17 protein-coding genes are annotated in these 18,952 nt (G+C 41.5%); 3 read left to right on the forward strand and 14 right to left on the reverse strand.

What is annotated here, in order from left to right:
- Positions 1-84: 84 nt before the first annotated feature.
- From A6J60_RS12215 to A6J60_RS12230, 4 genes are all read right to left on the reverse strand, one after another.
- Complete coding sequence (locus A6J60_RS12215) at positions 85-1,728, reverse strand: ABC1 kinase family protein (protein WP_096066216.1); 1,644 nt, start codon at positions 1,726-1,728, stop codon at positions 85-87.
- 291 nt (positions 1,729-2,019) lie between these two features.
- Positions 2,020-2,724 carry an SCP2 domain-containing protein gene (locus A6J60_RS12220; RefSeq protein WP_096066217.1) on the reverse strand — a complete coding sequence of 235 codons (705 nt, stop codon included), beginning with the start codon at positions 2,722-2,724 and terminating at the stop codon, positions 2,020-2,022.
- 74 nt (positions 2,725-2,798) lie between these two features.
- Positions 2,799-3,791, reverse strand: a complete 993-nt coding sequence (gene ubiE / locus A6J60_RS12225; protein ID WP_413772387.1) for a bifunctional demethylmenaquinone methyltransferase/2-methoxy-6-polyprenyl-1,4-benzoquinol methylase UbiE — start codon at positions 3,789-3,791, stop codon at positions 2,799-2,801.
- Between the two features lie 241 nt (positions 3,792-4,032).
- On the reverse strand, positions 4,033-4,710 hold the full coding sequence (locus A6J60_RS12230) for an FFLEELY motif protein (protein WP_096066218.1): 678 nt from the start codon (positions 4,708-4,710) through the stop codon (positions 4,033-4,035).
- 537 nt (positions 4,711-5,247) lie between these two features.
- Between A6J60_RS12230 and A6J60_RS12235 the strand changes: the two genes are divergently transcribed.
- Together A6J60_RS12235 and A6J60_RS12240 are read left to right on the forward strand one after the other, a co-directional pair.
- Positions 5,248-6,897 carry an ATPase gene (locus A6J60_RS12235; protein WP_096066219.1) on the forward strand — a complete coding sequence of 550 codons (1,650 nt, stop codon included), beginning with the start codon at positions 5,248-5,250 and terminating at the stop codon, positions 6,895-6,897.
- Between the two features lie 291 nt (positions 6,898-7,188).
- Complete coding sequence (locus A6J60_RS12240) at positions 7,189-8,796, forward strand: inorganic phosphate transporter (protein ID WP_096066220.1); 1,608 nt, start codon at positions 7,189-7,191, stop codon at positions 8,794-8,796.
- 141 nt (positions 8,797-8,937) lie between these two features.
- On the opposite strand, the gene A6J60_RS12245 is transcribed toward A6J60_RS12240, so the two are convergent.
- Positions 8,938-9,453 (reverse strand): hypothetical protein, encoded by a 516-nt coding sequence (locus tag A6J60_RS12245; RefSeq protein WP_096066221.1) that lies wholly within the window; start codon positions 9,451-9,453, stop codon positions 8,938-8,940.
- A 674-nt stretch (positions 9,454-10,127) separates the two neighbouring features.
- On the opposite strand from A6J60_RS12245, the gene recJ reads away from it, so the two are divergent.
- Positions 10,128-11,915 carry a single-stranded-DNA-specific exonuclease RecJ gene (recJ, locus tag A6J60_RS12250; RefSeq protein ID WP_096066580.1) on the forward strand — a complete coding sequence of 596 codons (1,788 nt, stop codon included), beginning with the start codon at positions 10,128-10,130 and terminating at the stop codon, positions 11,913-11,915.
- Positions 11,916-11,947: 32 nt separating this feature from the next.
- Here recJ and A6J60_RS12255 read toward each other — a convergent pair whose 3' ends face one another.
- From A6J60_RS12255 to rsmD, 9 genes are all read right to left on the reverse strand, one after another.
- Positions 11,948-12,583 carry a trimeric intracellular cation channel family protein gene (locus tag A6J60_RS12255; protein ID WP_096066222.1) on the reverse strand — a complete coding sequence of 212 codons (636 nt, stop codon included), beginning with the start codon at positions 12,581-12,583 and terminating at the stop codon, positions 11,948-11,950.
- A complete protein-coding gene (locus A6J60_RS12260; protein ID WP_096066223.1) occupies positions 12,584-13,027 on the reverse strand; it encodes a ClpXP protease specificity-enhancing factor in 444 nt (147 codons plus the stop codon).
- Between the two features lie 244 nt (positions 13,028-13,271).
- Positions 13,272-13,886, reverse strand: a complete 615-nt coding sequence (locus A6J60_RS12265; RefSeq protein WP_096066224.1) for a glutathione S-transferase N-terminal domain-containing protein — start codon at positions 13,884-13,886, stop codon at positions 13,272-13,274.
- A 339-nt stretch (positions 13,887-14,225) separates the two neighbouring features.
- Positions 14,226-14,945, reverse strand: coding sequence for a cytochrome c1 (locus A6J60_RS12270; RefSeq protein ID WP_096066225.1), 720 nt, complete (start codon positions 14,943-14,945; stop codon positions 14,226-14,228).
- Positions 14,945-16,150 (reverse strand): cytochrome b, encoded by a 1,206-nt coding sequence (locus A6J60_RS12275; protein ID WP_193778110.1) that lies wholly within the window; start codon positions 16,148-16,150, stop codon positions 14,945-14,947. The genes A6J60_RS12270 and A6J60_RS12275 overlap by 1 nt, the downstream gene beginning before the upstream one ends.
- Before the next feature lie 23 nt (positions 16,151-16,173).
- On the reverse strand, positions 16,174-16,758 hold the full coding sequence (petA, locus tag A6J60_RS12280; protein ID WP_096066227.1) for a ubiquinol-cytochrome c reductase iron-sulfur subunit: 585 nt from the start codon (positions 16,756-16,758) through the stop codon (positions 16,174-16,176).
- A 306-nt stretch (positions 16,759-17,064) separates the two neighbouring features.
- A complete protein-coding gene (gene rpsI, locus A6J60_RS12285) occupies positions 17,065-17,451 on the reverse strand; it encodes a 30S ribosomal protein S9 (RefSeq protein WP_019672792.1) in 387 nt (128 codons plus the stop codon).
- A gap of 21 nt (positions 17,452-17,472) precedes the next feature.
- Positions 17,473-17,901 carry a 50S ribosomal protein L13 gene (rplM, locus tag A6J60_RS12290; RefSeq protein WP_096066228.1) on the reverse strand — a complete coding sequence of 143 codons (429 nt, stop codon included), beginning with the start codon at positions 17,899-17,901 and terminating at the stop codon, positions 17,473-17,475.
- Positions 17,902-18,138: 237 nt separating this feature from the next.
- Positions 18,139-18,852: a 16S rRNA (guanine(966)-N(2))-methyltransferase RsmD gene (rsmD, locus tag A6J60_RS12295; RefSeq protein WP_096066229.1), complete on the reverse strand. Its 714-nt coding sequence runs from the start codon at positions 18,850-18,852 to the stop codon at positions 18,139-18,141.
- Between the last annotated feature and the right edge of the window lie 100 nt (positions 18,853-18,952).

Here is an 18,952-nt window from a genome sequence, read left to right on the forward strand (position 1 = left end):
AATAAAAATTAATAATACGAGCTATGTATCATTTACATAGCTATTTAAAGCAAATAACGGTTTAACTTATTAGCCTAAAATAGGTTAGCCCAATATACGCCACATGACAAAGCAGATGGCCAATAAGTAAAAGAGTGGCGATAACCAACCAATCACTTGAGTGGCAATCGCAACACAAATCACAAAGCCGGATAAAGCAATCCAATCACGGCGTCTGTCATTAAGCATATCGGCTCGAATTTGCTGAATTTCGCGCAATTGCTGATCTTGGCGGGCACCTTGTGATGCCATGCTTTGAATGCCTTGATCTAATAACTTAGGAATCTGAGCGGTCGATAACATCAACTCAGGCATCTGTTCTCGTAACTTACGCATATTATGAACCGGATCAAGCTGCTCTTTTACCCAGCTAGTTAGAATAGGTTTGGCAAGTGACCAAATATCAAGCTCAGGGTATAAATCACGGCCCAAGCCTTCAACGTGAACTAAGGTTTTTAATAACAGTACCAGCTGTGGCGGAATACTCATATGGTGACGACGAGCAATATCCAAGATTTGCATCAATACGCCCGCAAAATCAATCTCATTGATCGGTTTTAATACCATAGGCGCGACAGTTCGGCGCATATCACGGGTCAGTGCGTGCTTGTCGGTATTTGGCGGAATCCAGCCGGCACGACTAACGATATCAACCAGATTGGCAAAGTTGTTATTCATCACTGCCAGTAGCATGCGTGCAACGATCATCTGATCTTCGCTAGACAGCTCACCCATAATGGCACAGTCTAGGCCGATATAACGCGGATAGTAACGATAGGGCTCTGGCGTATTCTCAGGGAGTACTTCAACGAATACGTTACCCGGGTGCATGTCAGCATGGAAGAAATTATCACGGAATACCTGAGTGAAAAAGATGGTTAATCCTTTTTCAGCCAGTGCTGCTCGGTCATAACCGCGCTCATCAAACAGATGGGTTTGTGAAATAGGCACGCCTTGAATGCGCTCCATCACCATCACGTTCTTAGCCGCGGCATAGACTTCTGGCACATACATCATGCTAGAGCCTAAGAAGTTGTTACGCATCTTAGTGGTATTGTCAGCCTCAAAGGTGAGGTCTAGCTCATTGAGCATGATTTGACGGTAATCTTCTACCACTTCGATAATACGAACCGCGCGAGCAGCTTCAATGCGGGCAGAGGTCCACTGTGCCATGTCGCGCAGTAGCTCAAAGTCAGCAACAATCTGCTCACGGATATCTGGACGCACAACTTTGACCACCACTTCACGGCCATCATGTAGCGCAGCGGTATGAACTTGTGCAATAGACGCAGCGGCCAATGGTTTGGTATCAAAGCGGGCAAATAAGGTGTCTAGTGTTTGGCCCAAGCCAAGTTTTTTGTCTTCAATTTGCTCAATGGCAATGCTGACGTCAAACGGTTTTACTCTGTCTTGCAGCTGAACCAATTGATCAATGATTTCAGGCGTCACTAAGTCACGGCGAGTCGATAGCAGCTGACCAAGTTTTAAAAATAAAGTACCCATTTCTTCTAGGGCCAACTTGACGCCATTAGGTTGATGCTTCTTACCCCAAGCCGCTGGATGCGATTTGATCATTCTGGCGACAGACTGTAGCTGCGGCGCTTCTTCTAAGGGAAGATGGGTGTCTAGACGATGGTGTGCGGCAATACGCCAAAGTTGAAACAGTCGTTTACGGTGTGATAACAGCATGTGGAGCCACCCATTTAAGAAGCAAAAGTTAAGAACAAATGATAAGAATAACAGATTAAAAATAATGGTTAATGATACCACGGGTGGCAGCTTTTAAGAATGGGGTAGATTTGATGGTTGCTGTTTTTTAAAGGTGTGTTATCAGCCTAGTTTGAGGTGTATTTAATCAAGGACTAGAAGCGATAACTGGCAATAAAAAAGCCATCTATAAAGATGGCTTAGTAGATAGTGTATTAAGAGAGATTAAGAGGCATTAAGAGTTAAGAGACTAATAACTACTGAAAGTAATGATTAGCGTTCGCCTTTTAACCGTGCTTGTTCCGCTTTAATCATGGCCAAACGCGCTTCTTCACGTTCAATATCAGCACGTAGCTTAAGTAGCTGTTGCTTTAAGTCGGTGACTTGTGCCGCTTCAACTGGATCAGCGGGGGCATTACCTGCCACATCATTGGCCCAGTCAGCCACATCATTAAAAGCATGCTTGGCTGTATGCGACACATTGCCTTTTAAGAACTTAATCAATAAGTTTAACTGCATTGCCAGTGAGCTACCGATAATAGGCTCAAGTTGGCCGGCAATATCAGGATTAAATCCGGCGATTAACTGCTTAACCTGCATTAATACCTTGTAGTCACCATCAATGGGTAGGTTGCCACTGGCATCACGCATTAGGTTGAGTAATTCTGCGATATTATCAACACTAATGGTGCAGTCTGGCTTTAGGCTACCGATAGCAGCATAATCTTGCCAGGCTTGTGTGCGCTCATCTTCAGCATTGCCCGGGGTTTCAAACACGCTGTGTTCAATGTCAGTGACTGGCTCAAAACGGATATGGTCATCGTGGAAATGAATATCAACGTCGAAGGTTGGCATAGCAATGGACAAGCGCAGTACTTTGCCTGCTAAGGGAGCCAATCCTGCTTTGGTAATCTGATCGCTTAAGATAGCAAAATTAATCAGCTTTTCTGCAGCAGTTAAAAGTAGAACGGTAATCATAAGATATTGCCTAGTTGCTAATGATGTAATAGTAGCGAAGTGCTAATAAATGGCTGGTTTAGTAATGCAAGCCATTATTTTTTAAAGCCACGGTGTACGGCCACAATACCAGCAGTCAAGTTATGATAATCACAGTTAACAAAGCCTGCATCTTCCATCATGTTTTTCAGGGTTTGCTGATCAGGGTGCATTCGAATTGATTCGGCTAAGTATTGATAGCTTTCAGAATCGTTGGCAACCAATTTACCCATCATAGGTAGCGCAGTAAATGAGTAAATGTCATACGCTTTTGATAATGGCTCAAAAATTGGTTTTGAGAATTCTAATATCAACAAGCGGCCGCCTGGCTTTAACACACGGTACATAGAGCGTAGAGCCGCATCTTTATCGGTCACATTGCGTAGACCAAAGCTGATGGTCAATAAGTCAAAGCTGTTGTCTTCAAAAGGAGCCAGGGTTTCAGCGTTGGCCAATACAAAGTCAACATTATTACAGCCAGCGTTGATTAGGCGCTCACGACCCACATCAAGCATGGCAGCATTAATGTCTGATAATACCACTTTACCCTGACGACCGACTTCACGACTAAAGGCCTTAGCAAGATCGCCTGTACCGCCTGCGATGTCTAGTACATGTTGGCCGGCACGAACGCCAGATAGACTAATGGCATAGCGCTTCCATAAGCGATGAATACCAAATGACATCAGATCATTCATGATGTCATATTTTTTGGCAACGGAGGTAAATACGTCTGCAACTTTGGCTTGTTTTTCAGCTTTTTTAACTTTTTTATAGCCAAAATGAGTTTCTTCTAAGCCGTCAGTATCAGGGGTGTGTGGATTATTAATGTCATCTTTTGGATTAAAGCGTGGCAAGTTTTCTGCCCCTGTATTTTGGCTAGCCTGGCTGCCATTGATTTGATTACTGGCATTGGCTTGGTTATTAGTCACAGGCGCTTGTGTGTTGCTTTGAAAAGGTAGAGTCGCTTGTTGACCTTGAGGGGTGCCGGTTGGTAAATCTGACACATCGCTAAATTGGTCGTTAAGCACGGTTTTTTTATCTGTCATTTGTTGTAAATTACCTTGTAATGATTGTTGCACTTTGGCATTGGTCTGCTGATGATCACTGAGTGTTTTTTCAACCATTCTGGTTTGTAGGTTAGCGGTATTGTCTTGATCAGACGTACTTTGCTGACTGGTTGAATTTGATGTTGGCGCTTCTTGGCTCATGGATACGTCCTAAGTTAATCGTGCAATTTTTCTTATTATGGGTTGTTAATGTTTCAAGTTCTTGGACATTGGCCATTAACTAGCTTGAGTGAACCTCTTTAATGATTTCTAATTCACGCTCACAAAACGGATCAATGAAGCTGGCCACGCTTTTTAACGGCTTCATTGCTGCAAAACCAGAATCAATGAAGTCATATAAAGGCTGTAAGTTATGTTTATACGCTTGTTTTTTGGCAAGCTTGAATGCTTTTTGTAGAATGAATGAGTTTAGATATTTGTCACTACGATAGCACACTTGCTTTAGGTCAGCGATTTGCTGGCGACGAGCGGCTTCATCATCAACCGCTAAGTAAGCCTCATGCATATTATCGGCATTAACGTCTTTATTATTGTCCAGTAGCCATTCTGCTAATTTAAGGTCAAGTTTGGTTGAAGTAATGGCAGTTTCAACGCCTAAAGTACCGGTTTCAAGGGCGGCAGTAGGGGCTAGCTTTTCAAGTTTACGCGCTTTAGGCACAATTCTTTCTAGTTGACTGACGATTTGATTCAGCGTATCGCCGCCATACAAATGATTTAAGAAATACTCTGCCATCGGTTTATTTTTTGGCTGTGAAAAAAGCTCAGCATGGGTTTGACGAATACGGTCTTTTTGCCAGGCTTGAACCTGTTGTAATTTTTGCGCCAATTCTGGGTTATTGTGGTGTGGCAGTTGCCAAAATTGTTTAAGTTCAACACCAAGCTCAGATAATGCAGACATAGATGGACTCCTAGATTTAGTTTGGATGAATATAAGGTATTTGGAATGAATGGTTATAGAGGGTTATTATAGGACATATCAGACATATGATTGATATTATAGATTAAATAGCCAGATCACGGTTAAGCTAAACTGGGCTGAATACAACACTGGATTCAAGTGGTTTATAGGTAGCTAATTCGCTAGCCAATATTGACAGATAAGTAGCGTGTTGTTTATTGGTTATCTATTATCTATAACCAACTCTTTATGATGATACTATTTTATTATAGTACTATAAGTTAAACACAGATGATATCAAAGCATGGGTCTATTAATAAACTTTTTAGCCACACGCAGATATGATTGAGCGTTGATAAAAGCCAACAAAACCCTTAGAGTCATTAGAATGTAAGCTCGCTGGTGTATAACAGAATTAAAATCAAATCAAACAGCGATGCACTATTCTATTCAATTAAAAATACTAACCTCAAATAAAGTACCTATAAAATCAACGACAAATAAAATAATTTAACGACAAATAAAAAAGGAAGCACTATGTCAAAAAAAGACGACAAATCACAGGGCAAAGAGATGTTAATTGAAGCCGATCCACTCAGTACGTTTCATATGGATGAAGATCAACTGCGTTTTGAGTTGGTAAAAGCGCAATATGCACTACGTGAAACACGTGAGCACGGGCAGGCGACAGGGCTATTAATCTTAGTCAATGGTATGGAGCTATCGGGTAAAGGCGCTGCGGTTACTCAGCTGCGTCAATGGGTGGACCCTAGATTATTAAACGTGGAAGCCTGCATTGGTAAAGTGCCTAGTGAGCATGAGCCGATTTGGCAATCACATGCAGCCAAGTTACCACGCCATGGCAATATTACCGCCTATTTTGGTAACTGGTATGCTGATCTTATCGAAGGCAGTCTCAAGCTGATGCAGCAAAGCAAAGGTAAAGATGAGCAAGATATTCCTGAGTGGGAGTTATACCTACGCACTCAGCTTAATATTTTGGCAGAGTTTGAGGACGACCTAACGACTAACCATACCAAGCTATTAAAGTGCTGGTTCCATATTGATGAAGATACCTTGAAACTACGTCTAAAAGATGATAAGCAAGATCCGCAGTGGCTATATCACATGGACTGGCGTGATAAAAAGATGGTCAAAAAATTTAATGAGGTTGCCAAGATTATTCTAAGTCAGCAGCAAGATTGGATTATCATTGATGGTAGCGAGTGTGACGAGAAGAAAGCCAAGAAGAAGTCTTACAAAGACCAAGGCTTTAATGAAGAGGCGAACGTTCAATTTTGTCACGAAGTGCTACATGCCACTCAAGCAGCCTTGATTACTAGTCAACAAAATGACAGCAGTCACCCTGTGATGGCCAATGTGTCGCGTAATATTAACGCTGCTTTCTCTTGGGCAGATGTGCCTGATAAGCTAACTGATATCGATGATCCTGATTTGGATAAATCTGATTATCATAAAGCGCTGGCGAAGAAGCAAGACAGACTGGCGCAGTTATTACGTGCGCGAGGCAGCAGTGATAAAGATGGTAAAGCAAATGGTCATCATCATGTGATTTTTGCCTTTGAGGGTATGGATGCAGCAGGTAAGGGCGGTGCAATTAAGCGTTTGGTGTCACCATTAGATCCTCGTGAATACCAAATCTATAACATATCGGCACCGAATCAAATGGAGCTGCAACATCCGTATTTATGGCGCTTTTGGAAGCGTATGCCAGAGTATGCGCCTCATTCTAAAGAAGAGCGTCTGAGCCGTATCGCTATCTTTGATAGAACTTGGTATGGGCGTGTATTGGTTGAGCGTATCGAAGGCTTTGCCAGTGATGCCGCTTGGCAACGTGCCTATGATGAAATCAATCGTATGGAGCGTGACTTAGCAGACAAAGGCACCATTATTATCAAATACTGGTTGGCCATTGACAAAAAGGAGCAGCTCGAGCGCTTTGAAGATAGGAAAGAGACGCCGCACAAGCAGTTTAAACTGACCGAAGATGATTGGCGTAACCGCGATAAGTGGCAAGATTACGTACAAGCCGCCGCCGATATGCTGGCACGCACTAATACGAAGTACGCCCCTTGGCACGTGGTCGCAACCAATGACAAAAGAACGGCGCGTCTTGCCGTGCTTGATCATGCTATCGCGCAATTAGAAAAAGAGATCAAGATATAAGCTTGATAAACTTATAATAAAGAAGGAACTTAGGCGTTTGGCCCTGATAGACAAAAACAACAGTTTCAAGTTTTCATAGACATGGGTATAATGTATGTCAGCGAAAGCTACCTATTAAGTTAAGTGTAAATCAACATTAAATACAGCTGTTGCTCGTATTAAGCTGTTATTGCTGTTTGCGAATTCGTAAACAGTGAATAGCAGTGGGATAGTAATGGCTAGTGTTCATTCATTGAAGCCCCGATTACTCGGGGTTTTACATTTTCACATCCGATTGGCTCAGAAAATATCATGCTTCCAAAGTCAACTACACCAACTAATACTCATTTTAAAGGTTCACAAAAAGCGAATGTGATTTTTGGTTTGTTTCTTGCCATTATCACCGCTTACTTCATCTGGTGGGGGCTGGATTATACCAACCATCAACAGACGCCTTTATTCATCGTGGCCACTGTGTTTGGCATATTTATGGCCTTTAACATTGGCGGTAACGATGTTGCTAACTCTTTCGGTACCTCAGTAGGTGCAGGCACACTAACCATCCCCCAAGCGTTAGCAGTAGCCGCTATCTTTGAAGTGTCTGGTGCAGTTATTGCCGGTGGTGAAGTGACCGATACCATTCGTAAAGGTATCGTCGATCTTGATGGCCTTCCTATTACCCCCAACCAGTTTATCTATGTGATGCTGTCTGCCTTGATTGCGGCTGCCTTTTGGTTGTTATTTGCGACTAAAAAAGGTCTGCCAGTATCTACTACCCATTCTATCATCGGTGGTGTGGTCGGTAGTTCGGTTATTATGGGTATTCAGATTGGCGGTACTGAGGTGGCGCTGTCAACCGTTCAATGGGATCAAATCGGTCAAATCGCCTTATCTTGGGTGTTATCACCTTTGTTAGGTGGGGTGCTGGCATATGCCCTGTATAAGCAAATCAAGATCAATGTTTTGTATTACAACGACCGCGCTGAAGAACGTATTAAAGAGCTAAAAGCTGCCAAAAAAGCACTGAAGAAGCGTCATAAAGAGTGGATTAATGAGTTGGCAGAATCGTTGCAAGTCTCCTATACCTCAAAGATGGTACGTGACCAAGAAATCTACAAAGACGATGATACAGAGCGTGATGATTTAGAAACAGAATATTACCGTGAGCTTTACGATATTGAGCGTGAAAGAGGCAATATCGATACGCTTAAAGCTTTACGCCAGTGGGTGCCATTAATCGCTGCATTCGGTGGTGTTGTAATGACCGCCATGGTGGTGTTTAAAGGCTTAAAAAATGTCGACTTTAGCTTAACCACTTTGCATGGCTTTTTATTAATGATTATGGTCGGTGCCTTGATTTGGTTGACCACGTTTATTTATACCAAGAGCATTAAAGGTAAGCAAAAAGAAGACCTAACGCGCGCCACCTTTATTCTATTTAGCTGGATGCAGGTATTTACTGCAGCAGGTTTTGCTTTCAGTCATGGTGCGAACGATATTGCTAACGCGGTTGGTCCTTTTGCTGCGATTATGGACGTGATCCGTACCAATCAGATTGCCAGTGAAGCGGCTGTACCGACCGCTGTGATGGTTACTTTTGGTGTGGCCTTAATTGTTGGTCTTTGGTTCATTGGTAAAGAGGTTATTCAAACCGTGGGTACCAATTTGGCACAAATGCACCCAGCGTCTGGTTTTTCGGCTGAGCTATCAGCAGCGGCAGTTGTGATGGGCGCATCAATGCTAGGTCTGCCTGTATCAAGTACGCACGTACTAGTTGGTGCAGTATTGGGTATTGGTATGGTGAATAAAAATACCAACTGGGGTCTAATGAAGCCAATTGGTTTGGCTTGGGTAGTGACCTTACCAGCAGCGGCTATTATGTCGATGATCAGTTATCTGGTTTTAACTAATATCTTTTAATACCAGTGTTTAAATCTTAAAACTAAGCATACGATTAAATATATATGCATTAAAAAAGGCCATTGTTATGACAATGGCCTTTTTGATTGACAGTTACGTTATTAATCAGTGAATTACGCTGATTTATATAGTGCTAATGAATTACACATTGTTGCCGTGTTGTTTTTGCTGAATGCTTTTCGCCAGCTTGTAACACTCATTGATGTGGTCATTAGCGATTTTTTTGAAAATCATATAGCCCATTGTCGCAGCAACCAATTGACCGCCTAGAGGAATAAATTTAGTCACTTGCTTGGCCACGATGCGACCGCCATAACCTTGCACTGTCTTTTTAACAACGCCACGTGTTGCCATTAAGCCTGCAAAATCAACAGCACGATTTTTCATTTCACTCCAGTGAACTTCCTTCGCTTGTAAATCAATCGCAGATTCACGCTCTGAAATAAGACCAAAGCGCGCGCTGATTTCAGGTAACAACTGAGTCAGTATGCCCGCATCGATGGCAACATCCGCAAAAGGTACTGGAATAACGGCAGCACCTGCTGAATATTTAGCACGTTTTTTGACCATTGCTTGGCATTCTTTTTTAACTTTTTCTAGATCTAGGTCTGGATCAATGCTATCAGGAAGTTTTTCTACAGCGGGAAGGGTAATCATAAAGTATCCTTATGTTGAGTGAAAATTTGTTGTGTGAAAATTGATATGTAAAATTATGGGATAAAAACTATTTCAATTTTAATGAAACTTTTAGACTCGCTAAGCTTAAATGCTAAGCTCAAATCGTTCGATAATCAAAATAACGTTATAAGATAATTTATAAATAGCAACGTTATAAAATAGTGGGTTAACCTATTTAAACCTTACAGTATTTATTAATTTTAGAATAATAGTCGACTGTAGAATATAGTGATGCTGTAAAAAATTAATTAATAAGGCTATTTTTTTGTAAATATTAGATTTTTTTAATAAAAAATCCAGTACAGATAACCATAGTTTATAAACTGGCTAATGCTTGTTATCTGTTCAAAAAATGATAACCTGTTGTGCTTACTATGAAAGTAGACTAATAGACTTAGACTAATATACTAATGTAAACAGCCACGCTAACACATAAAACAGAATGAGAAAAACAGAACAATAAATAATGGCTAAGCAATAGCAAATAGACTCATAAGGTTGAAGAAAAAACCTAACGGCAAACAAAAAATAGCTTATCAACCAAAAGCTGACTCTAAACGATAAAAAACAACTAAACCAGTTACACTATAAAAACTAGTTACGCTATAAACAGTCACACTATAATGGCAATCCAAAACATGACAAACACTCATATGCTCAACTTAACCCCACGTTTTAAAGGCAAGCTACCAGATGACTTACCGGCAGGATTAACAGAACTGTACCAGCAAGCGCCAACCTTAACTCGCCTGCTGTTATCAAGGGGCGTGACCGATCTTGGTGCGTTGGACTATTCATTATCGTCTTTGCTGGCCGCAGAAGGGCTGCGTGATATCGATAAAGCGGTGCAACTATTGGATGAGGCGATTGAGACTCAAAAGCGCATACTAATTGTCGGTGATTTTGATTGTGATGGGGCAACCAGTACTGCCTTAATGATGCGTGTGCTCACCAAAATGGGCGCTCAAGTTGACTTTGTGGTGCCAGATCGCTTTAAGTATGGTTATGGTTTAACACCAGAAATCGTTCAGCTTGGTATCGATGAATATAATCCTGATTTGATTGTCACTGTTGATAATGGCATCTCTAGCCATGCGGGTGTGGATAAAGCCAATGAAAATGGTATTCAAGTCATTATCACTGACCATCACTTAACCACTAAGGCAACTCCAGACGCCGCTGCTGTAGTCAATCCCAATCAACTAGACTGTCAGTTCGCCAGTAAAGCTTTGGTCGGTGTTGGTGTGGCCTTCTATTTACTGGGTAGGTTATCAAAGTATCGTCGTGAGCAGGGCCGTAGCAGTGTACAGGTCAGCCGCTATTTGGACTTAGTTGCACTGGGCACCATCGCTGACGTTGGCGCCTTAGATCACAACAACCGTACTTTAGTCAGTCACGGATTAGCAGGCATTCGAAGTGGCCACTGCTGCGCTGGTATATTGGCGTTACTAGAGCTAGCAGGACGTGATTATCATAAGATAAGCGTGCAAGACTTTGGTTTTGTTATTGGGCCTAGAATCAATGCTGCGGGCCGTATGGATAACATGCGCATTGGTATTGAATGTCTATTGACTGATGATCCTACTCAGGCCAAGCAATTGGCATTTGAGCTAGATAAGCTTAATAAAGAACGTCGATTCGTTGAAGGCGGGATGCGTGAAAAGGCCGATGAGATTCTTGCACAGTTGCAAGTTGATCAGGATCAGGCTAATCAAGAAAATTCAGCCACTAATGAGGATAGCAAACAAGATCGCAGTCTGATTCTATATCAAGATGATTGGCATCAAGGGGTGATTGGTATCGTTGCCGGTAGATTAAAAGAAAGCTACTACCGACCTGCTATTATCTTTGCGCCAGCCGATACTGATAAACTTGGACCTGAAGATGCGATAAAAGGCTCTGCTCGTTCGATACCAGGCATTCATATTCGTGATGCCATTGAACACATAGCCCAAGAGCAACCGCATCTTATATCACACTTCGGTGGTCATGCTATGGCGGCAGGTCTTACTATCCAAAAGCAGCATTTTGACGCTTTTAATCAAGCGTTTGAAGATTTGATGCAGCAACAAGATAGTACGTTGTTTGAGGAAGAGCAGTTTACTGATGGGGCATTGGTCGCCCAAGACTTTAGCTTACAATTTGTCGATGCGTTGATTAATCATCATATTTGGGGGCAGGGTTTTGTGCCGCCTCAGTTCGACGGGTTATTTAGCGTACAACAGTTTAAAATTTTAAAAGACAAGCATTTGAAGTTATCGCTGGCTTATCCTGGTGTGATGTACCCCATTGACGCTATTTGGTTCAATTACGATGTCAGTAAGTGGGATTATAGAGCCAGTGAGGTACATGTGTTGTTTGAGTTGAATATCAATGAATGGAATGGTAATCAGAGCATTCAATTGATGATTAAAGACTTAGCGGTGTCTAAAATAGAATAAATAGCGTGCGTTGATTTATTTGACTAAGCGAATTATTTGACCAAGCGAATAGATGGTAAGTGCCAATCAAAACGTAGCGCCAAAATACGCACTGCAAAGATAACGCCTAGGGTAATTAAGTCATTAACGCCGGTTTCGACACCATAGGATCTGAGCACCAAGTACACACAAGAGCCAATGAGGCTGGCAGTAATGTAGATCTCTTTTTGCAATACTAAAGGGATCTCATTACAAATAATGTCACGCACCATGCCTCCAACAATAGCAGTACACACCGCCATTAATACTGCCACAACCGGCGCCGCATCATGATTGAGTGCCACTTCTAAGCCAATCACACTAAACGCTGCCAATCCAATGGCATCGAACAGTTTTAGTGCGGTATCGATTTTATGATAGAGATGAAAAAATATCTGTAAAATCAATGAAGTGATGGTGATAACTAATAAGTAGTTCAAATCCAACATCCAAAATAACGGATGTCGGTCAATCACAATATCTCGGATTGTACCGCCGCCAATGGCATTCACCATTGATACGAGGATACAGCCAGTCACATCAAAGCCTTTGTGCTGTGCCAGTAAGGTGCCTGCAATAGAACAAGCAATCACCCCAACCATATCAAATAGATAGATTAGGTTTTCAGTACTCGCAAGATAGCTCAGCATTTATTTTAAAACCCTCAAGCCAGGTTTGTTTTCACGTTTAGTTTTCTTAGTTTTGCTGCTATCTTCAGCTTTAGTGGTCGAAGGCTGCTCAGACTCTTCTGGATTAAAGTGATCATACTCACTTGGATCAAATGGCATGGCAATCGATTGATTCTCTTTTGCAAAGATAGCAATGACTGCTTGCATCGGAATCCATAACTCTTTAGAAACCCCACCAAAACGTGCATTGAAGTTGATATAGCTGTTATCAATAGACATATTGCCTGTGGCGCGGCTGGCAATATTTAGTACGATTTGCCCATTTTGAACATGTTCTGTAGGAATGACCAGGTTATCCTGAGTGGCATCTACCAACAAATAGGGGGTTAGTGAATTGTCTTCTAGCCATTCATAAAAGGCGCGAATCATATAAGGGCGAGTAGGGGTTAATTGTAAATCTTCCATGCGAACCTCCATCATTGTTAAGTTATAGTTATAAGGGCAATATAATAACTGTTTACAGGCTAATAAGCTTTTATAGGCTAAGTAAGCTAATTAAAAGCGAAAAACTAAGCTTGAAAATATGCCGGTTAAAATAAAAAGATCGTTTAAAAACGATCCTTATAATTAAGATAAGATATTGCAAGTATTAAATATTAAAACAGTTGGCGGACTAATTTAGATTGATGTTGTTTAAGATTAATACAGATTATTCAATGGTCTGTATAAAGCTATCACGTTCAAATAAGCGCTTTTGATAGTCGATAAGAGGGCGGCATAAATGTTTAGGTAATTCAATATGCATCTCATCGAGTCGATATAGCATGGCACCGAGCAACACATCGCACCATCCAAATTCATCGGCCATAAAGTAGGTGGTTTGACCAAACACTGGTGATAGGGTCACCAAGGCATCAGAAAGCTTTTGTCGGGCAATAGTTGCTTGGTTGGGGTTAATACTGTCTTTATGGGTTAATAAAATACGTCCTAGTTTGAGCCAATCGTTTTGAATACGCCACGCTAACTGTCTTTGTAGAGCCTTTTGCTTCGGCGATTCGGGAAGCAGTTTGTGCCCATGATACCTGTCTTCTAAATACTCAAAGATAACATTGAGCTCGTACAAACTAAAATCACGATGTACCAAAACAGGCAGCGTATTATAAGGATTTAATTGACGCAAGTCTTCTGGTCGCTCACTGTCTAAGAGCGATAAATAATAGTTAATCTGTTTTTCAGCCAATAATAACCTGACAACGTGGCTATCGTAGCCATCGTCGGCATACAGTACAAGCTGGCTTTCAGGTATATCTTTAGGATCAATCATATAGGACAAGACGCAATAAATAGACTAGCATCGTAACCAAACTACCGACGTTAATCAATAGCTTAATTATTAACTGCTGACTTTGATTCCGCTCACCACAAGGGAAGTGCACACTTATTTCAACTTAGCAAAGTAAACAGCAGACATATTATTAATGGGTTTATCAATTAAATAGTTAAATAATTATAAGCTCTAAAAACTAAAACTATAAACACCTAAAATAAAAAGCACAAAAAAGGCGATAGATGAACTATCGCCTTTTTTAAATTTACGCTATTAGATTATGTGTTGAAACCAATTATCTATTTATAAATAATTTTAGCTTCGAGAAAAAGTTAATTACTTAACGTCTTTCCAGAATTCTTTGTTCAATAGATAAACTGGGATTAATAATACCAATAAGAATAGGATAACAAAGAAACCGTAACGCTGACGATCTTCACGAACCGGTTCAGCCATCCAAGCCATAAAGTTGACTAGGTCACCAACACGGCTACGGTATTCTTCTTCACCCAACTCGTTTTGCAAGTTTAATAGTACATGAGGCATAGCCGCATTTTGTAGTACTAAGTTGTTTGCACCCCAAGGACGGCTTGGATCTTCATAGAAGCTTAATAGGTATGTGTAGACCCAGTCATCACTACGTAAACGAGTTTCTAGTGATAAGTCTGGAGGCGCAGCACCAAACCAACCTGCTTGTACTTCTGGATCAATACCAGCATCGATATGATCACCGATTTGATCTGAAGTCACTAGCAAATACTTCTCAACCAACTCAGGTGGAATCTCTAAATCCTGAGCGATACGTGAGTGACGAACATATTTTGCAGTATGACAACCCGCACAATAGTTCATAAACATGGTCGCACCACGTTGTAATGAACCTTTGTTTGAGAAATCAATAGGTGCCGTACTACACGCTAAATGCTCTTGAACACCCTCAGCGTTAGTAAAGGTACCACAACCTGCACTCCCTGCCGCTTGGGCAGAGGTGGTGGCCGCAAGTGTTAAAGCAACACCAAATCCGAATCCGGTCAATGATTTAGTTAAAGCACTCATTAGTGACCTCCAGTAACACGTTCAGGTGGTTGCTTACATGTCTCGATTGATGTGTAAATAGGCATCAATAAGAAATATAAGAAGTATAAGATAGTAAATATACGGCCTAAGATGGTGTTAATTGGAGTAGAAGGTGCGACACCTAAATAACCTAGGAATACGAAGCTTACTACAAAAATAGCCAGCGCAATCTTAGACAAAATACCTTTGTAACGGATAGACTTCACAGGTGAACGGTCTAACCAAGGTAGTAAGAATAACATGGCAATAGCGCCGCCCATAGCGATAACACCACCTAGCTTATCAGGAACTGCACGTAGGATAGCGTAGAACGGTGTGTAGTACCAAACAGGGGCAATATGCTCAGGCGTCTTCAATGAGTTAGCAACTTCAAAGTTTGGTTTTTCTAAGAAGAAACCACCGCCTTCTGGGAAGAAGAATACCACGGCAAAGAAGATGATAAAGAAGACAACGATACCAACCATGTCATGCACAGTGTAATAAGGATGGAATGGAACGCCATCTAAAGGTACGCCATTTTTATCTTTAAGTTTTTTGATGTCAACGCCATCAGGGTTGTTAGAACCAACATGGTGAAGAGCGACTAAGTGAATGAATACTAAGCCCACTAATACCAAAGGAATAGCAACAACGTGTAGAGCGAAGAAACGGTTTAGCGTGATACCAGAAATTAGATAGTCACCACGAACCCATTCAGCAAGGCCGTCACCGATAACAGGAATAGCAGCAGGTAAGTTAAGAATAACCTGAGCACCCCAGAATGACATGTTACCCCAAGGTAATAGGTAACCGAAGAAGCCTTCAGCCATTAGACATAGGTAGATACCCATACCGATGATCCAAATAAGCTCACGAGGCTTCTTATATGAGCCATAGAGCATACCGCGGAACATGTGTAGGTAGACAACCACGAAGAAGGCAGAAGCACCGGTAGAGTGCATATAACGAATCAACCAACCGCCTTTAACATCACGCATGATGTATTCAACAGAAGCGAAAGCGCCTTCAGCACTTGGGTTAAACATCATGGTTAGCCAAATACCAGTTACCAGCTGGTTGACCAATACGATCATCGATAACACACCAAAGAAATACCAAAAGTTAAAGTTCTTTGGCGCATAGTACTTTGACATATGATATTCATACGTCTCAGTGGCAGGGAAGCGGGCATCAACCCAACTCATCATTTTTTTACCAAAACTCATGATTATGCCTCCCCAACAGTTAAGATAGGACCTTCAACACTATGCTCTGGTACTGGTAAGTTGGTAGGGGCAGGAACACCCTTAAAGACACGACCAGCTAAGTCATATAGTGAACCGTGACAAGGGCAGAAGAATCCGCCGTACCAATTTGAACCACCTAAGTCAGCAGCACCCACTTCAGGACGATAGTTTGGTGCACATCCTAAATGCGTACAAACCCCTTCAACAACCAAGATAGATGGCTCAAGTGAACGGGTTGCGTTTTTAGCATAGTCAGGTTGTATCGATTCATCTGATTCAGGGTCGCTTAACATGGGTTTAACTTTCTCCAAGTTAGCAACCATCTCATCCGTACGTTTGACCACAAATATCGGCTTACCGCGGTATTTGACGACAATCATTTGGCCATCTTCGATAGCACTAATGTCTTGAACAACAGCAGCACCTGCAGCTTCAGCTTTGGCACTTGGATACCAAGAGCGAACAAAAGGTGTTGCCACCGAAGCAACCCCTACTGCGCCTATAGCAGCAGTAGAAGCGATCAGAACTCTACGGCGTTTTACGTTGACGCCTTCGGCATGGCTCATTAAAAACTTCCTCCAGATAAAAGTCATGAAACGACGGCCCCTAGTATATAAGGAACCGTCAGCGTTTCATACTGGTATGTAAAACCCAATGCAATAAGAAGACAATAACATGTAATTCCATTGTGCTATTTGTCATTAATAATATAATTTGGGTTACATTGGCTTTGCCTAATATTACTAATTGTGTCTATTCTAAGCTATTTTAGTAATAAAATAAATTCGCTTGTGTAAAAATAAAAAAACCCTTGAGTCAACAAGGGTTTTTTTAGATAAAACATGCAAATAATATGTAGCTCGTTACATAAATTAACGTTTAGAAAATTGTGGACGTTTACGCGCTTTGCGTAGACCCAATTTCTTACGTTCAACTTGACGTGAGTCACGTGTAACAAAACCAGCTTCTTTAAGTGCAGGCTTTAATGTTTCGTCTGATTCGATTAGCGCACGAGTGATACCGTGACGAATCGCACCAGCTTGACCATTGATACCACCACCTTTAACAGTAGCGTAGATATCATAGGTTTCAGCAGCGTCTAGAAGTTCTAGTGGCTGACGAACAACCATGCGTGATGTTTCACGACCAAAATATTCATCAAGTGGCTTGCCGTTTACAACGATGTTGCCAGTACCTTTTGATAAAAAGACGCGGGCAGTTGACGTTTTACGACGACCAGTTCCGTAATTGCGTTCCATAACTTACTCCTGATTATGCGATTAAATGTCTAGTTCTTGAGGCTGCTGGGCGGCATGTGGATGCTCAGTACCCGCATATAGCTTCAACTTCTTGATGGTAGCATAACCAAGAGGGCCTTTAGGTAACATGCCTTTTACGGCTTTTAAAAGAACTTCTTCTGGCTTATGAGCGATCAGCTTAGTAAAGTTAGTTTCTTTAATGCCGCCAGGATAGCCACTGTGACGATAGTATTTTTTGTCTTGGGCTTTCTTACCAGTCACTTTTACTTTGTCAGCATTAATAACAACGATATAATCGCCAGTATCAACGTGTGGAGTAAAAGATGGCTTATGCTTACCGCGTAAACGGGCAGCAATTTGGGTGGCAAGACGACCTAAAGTTTTACCTTCAGCATCGACGATATACCAGTCGTGAGTAACCTCAGCGGGCTTTGCACTTTGTGTTTTCATGATTAAACCTTAAGTTGTCGAGTGAAGCAGGGATCACGGAAATTATGACTTTCTGCTTCACTGTCGTTGAGAGTGTTAGGGGAAACGGGGCTCTCAAAAAACAGACGCACATTGTATGCATTACACAGACAAAATGCAACCAGTGAATGTAAATACAGGCGTTTTATTTTGTGATTTTCACCGTTTTAGAGCGTATTTTGCAAAAACATCCTAAAAATGCTGCTCATTTTGGTGAGACTAGCATTTAATTTGAATCAGATTGGCATGGATTTGACCGACTTTAGTAGACTTTAAAACTTCATAGGCAAGCGTAAATCCGTCTAAGGTTTCAGATAGTTCTCGTCTGTCTTCAATATAAATCAAGCTGTCTGAGTCGATAAGCTTATTTTCAATCAATTGTTGCAGTATTGGCAGCCATAAATCTAAATCATAAGGCGGGTCAATAAATACTAAATGATAATAGTTATTTGCAGTTACCGATGACTCGCCTGCTAGCTGACCATTAGTTATGTGGTCTTGTTGTAACTGAGCACTTGATTGGTCAATAACTGATGCAGATAAGTGGGGTAGGACGCTTAGGGCGTCGCCAAGATGCAGCTCAAATTGTGTGTCTACTAGTTTTAACTTTTGAGCGGTTTCATTAATCAGCTCCGCTTGCTTTGATTGTAATTCAATAAAGGTAACATGAGTAGCGCCACGTGACAGCGCTTCAAAACCCAATACGCCACTACCAGCACACAGGTCCAACACACGAGCATCGGCCAATTCAAATTGTAACCAGTTGAACACCGTCTCTCTTAATCTATCCGGACTAGGTCTTAGGCCGTCGGCATCGATAAAAGGCACCCATTGACGCTTGAATTGACCACCAATGATACGTACCTGACTGACCGCCTTAACGGCCTTGGAACGAGAGGCTTTGCCTTTGTGTCTGCTGCGTTTGGCACTCATAGTCAGATACTCTTTATTCAGTTATAAACGACTGCTTATTAAATGATAAATTATGGCTCGCAATTATCTTATTAATAGATGCTATAAGTTATTCGCTTCT

The sequence above is a fragment of the Psychrobacter sp. FDAARGOS_221 genome (assembly GCF_002313155.2).
GTDB lineage: Bacteria > Pseudomonadota > Gammaproteobacteria > Pseudomonadales > Moraxellaceae > Psychrobacter.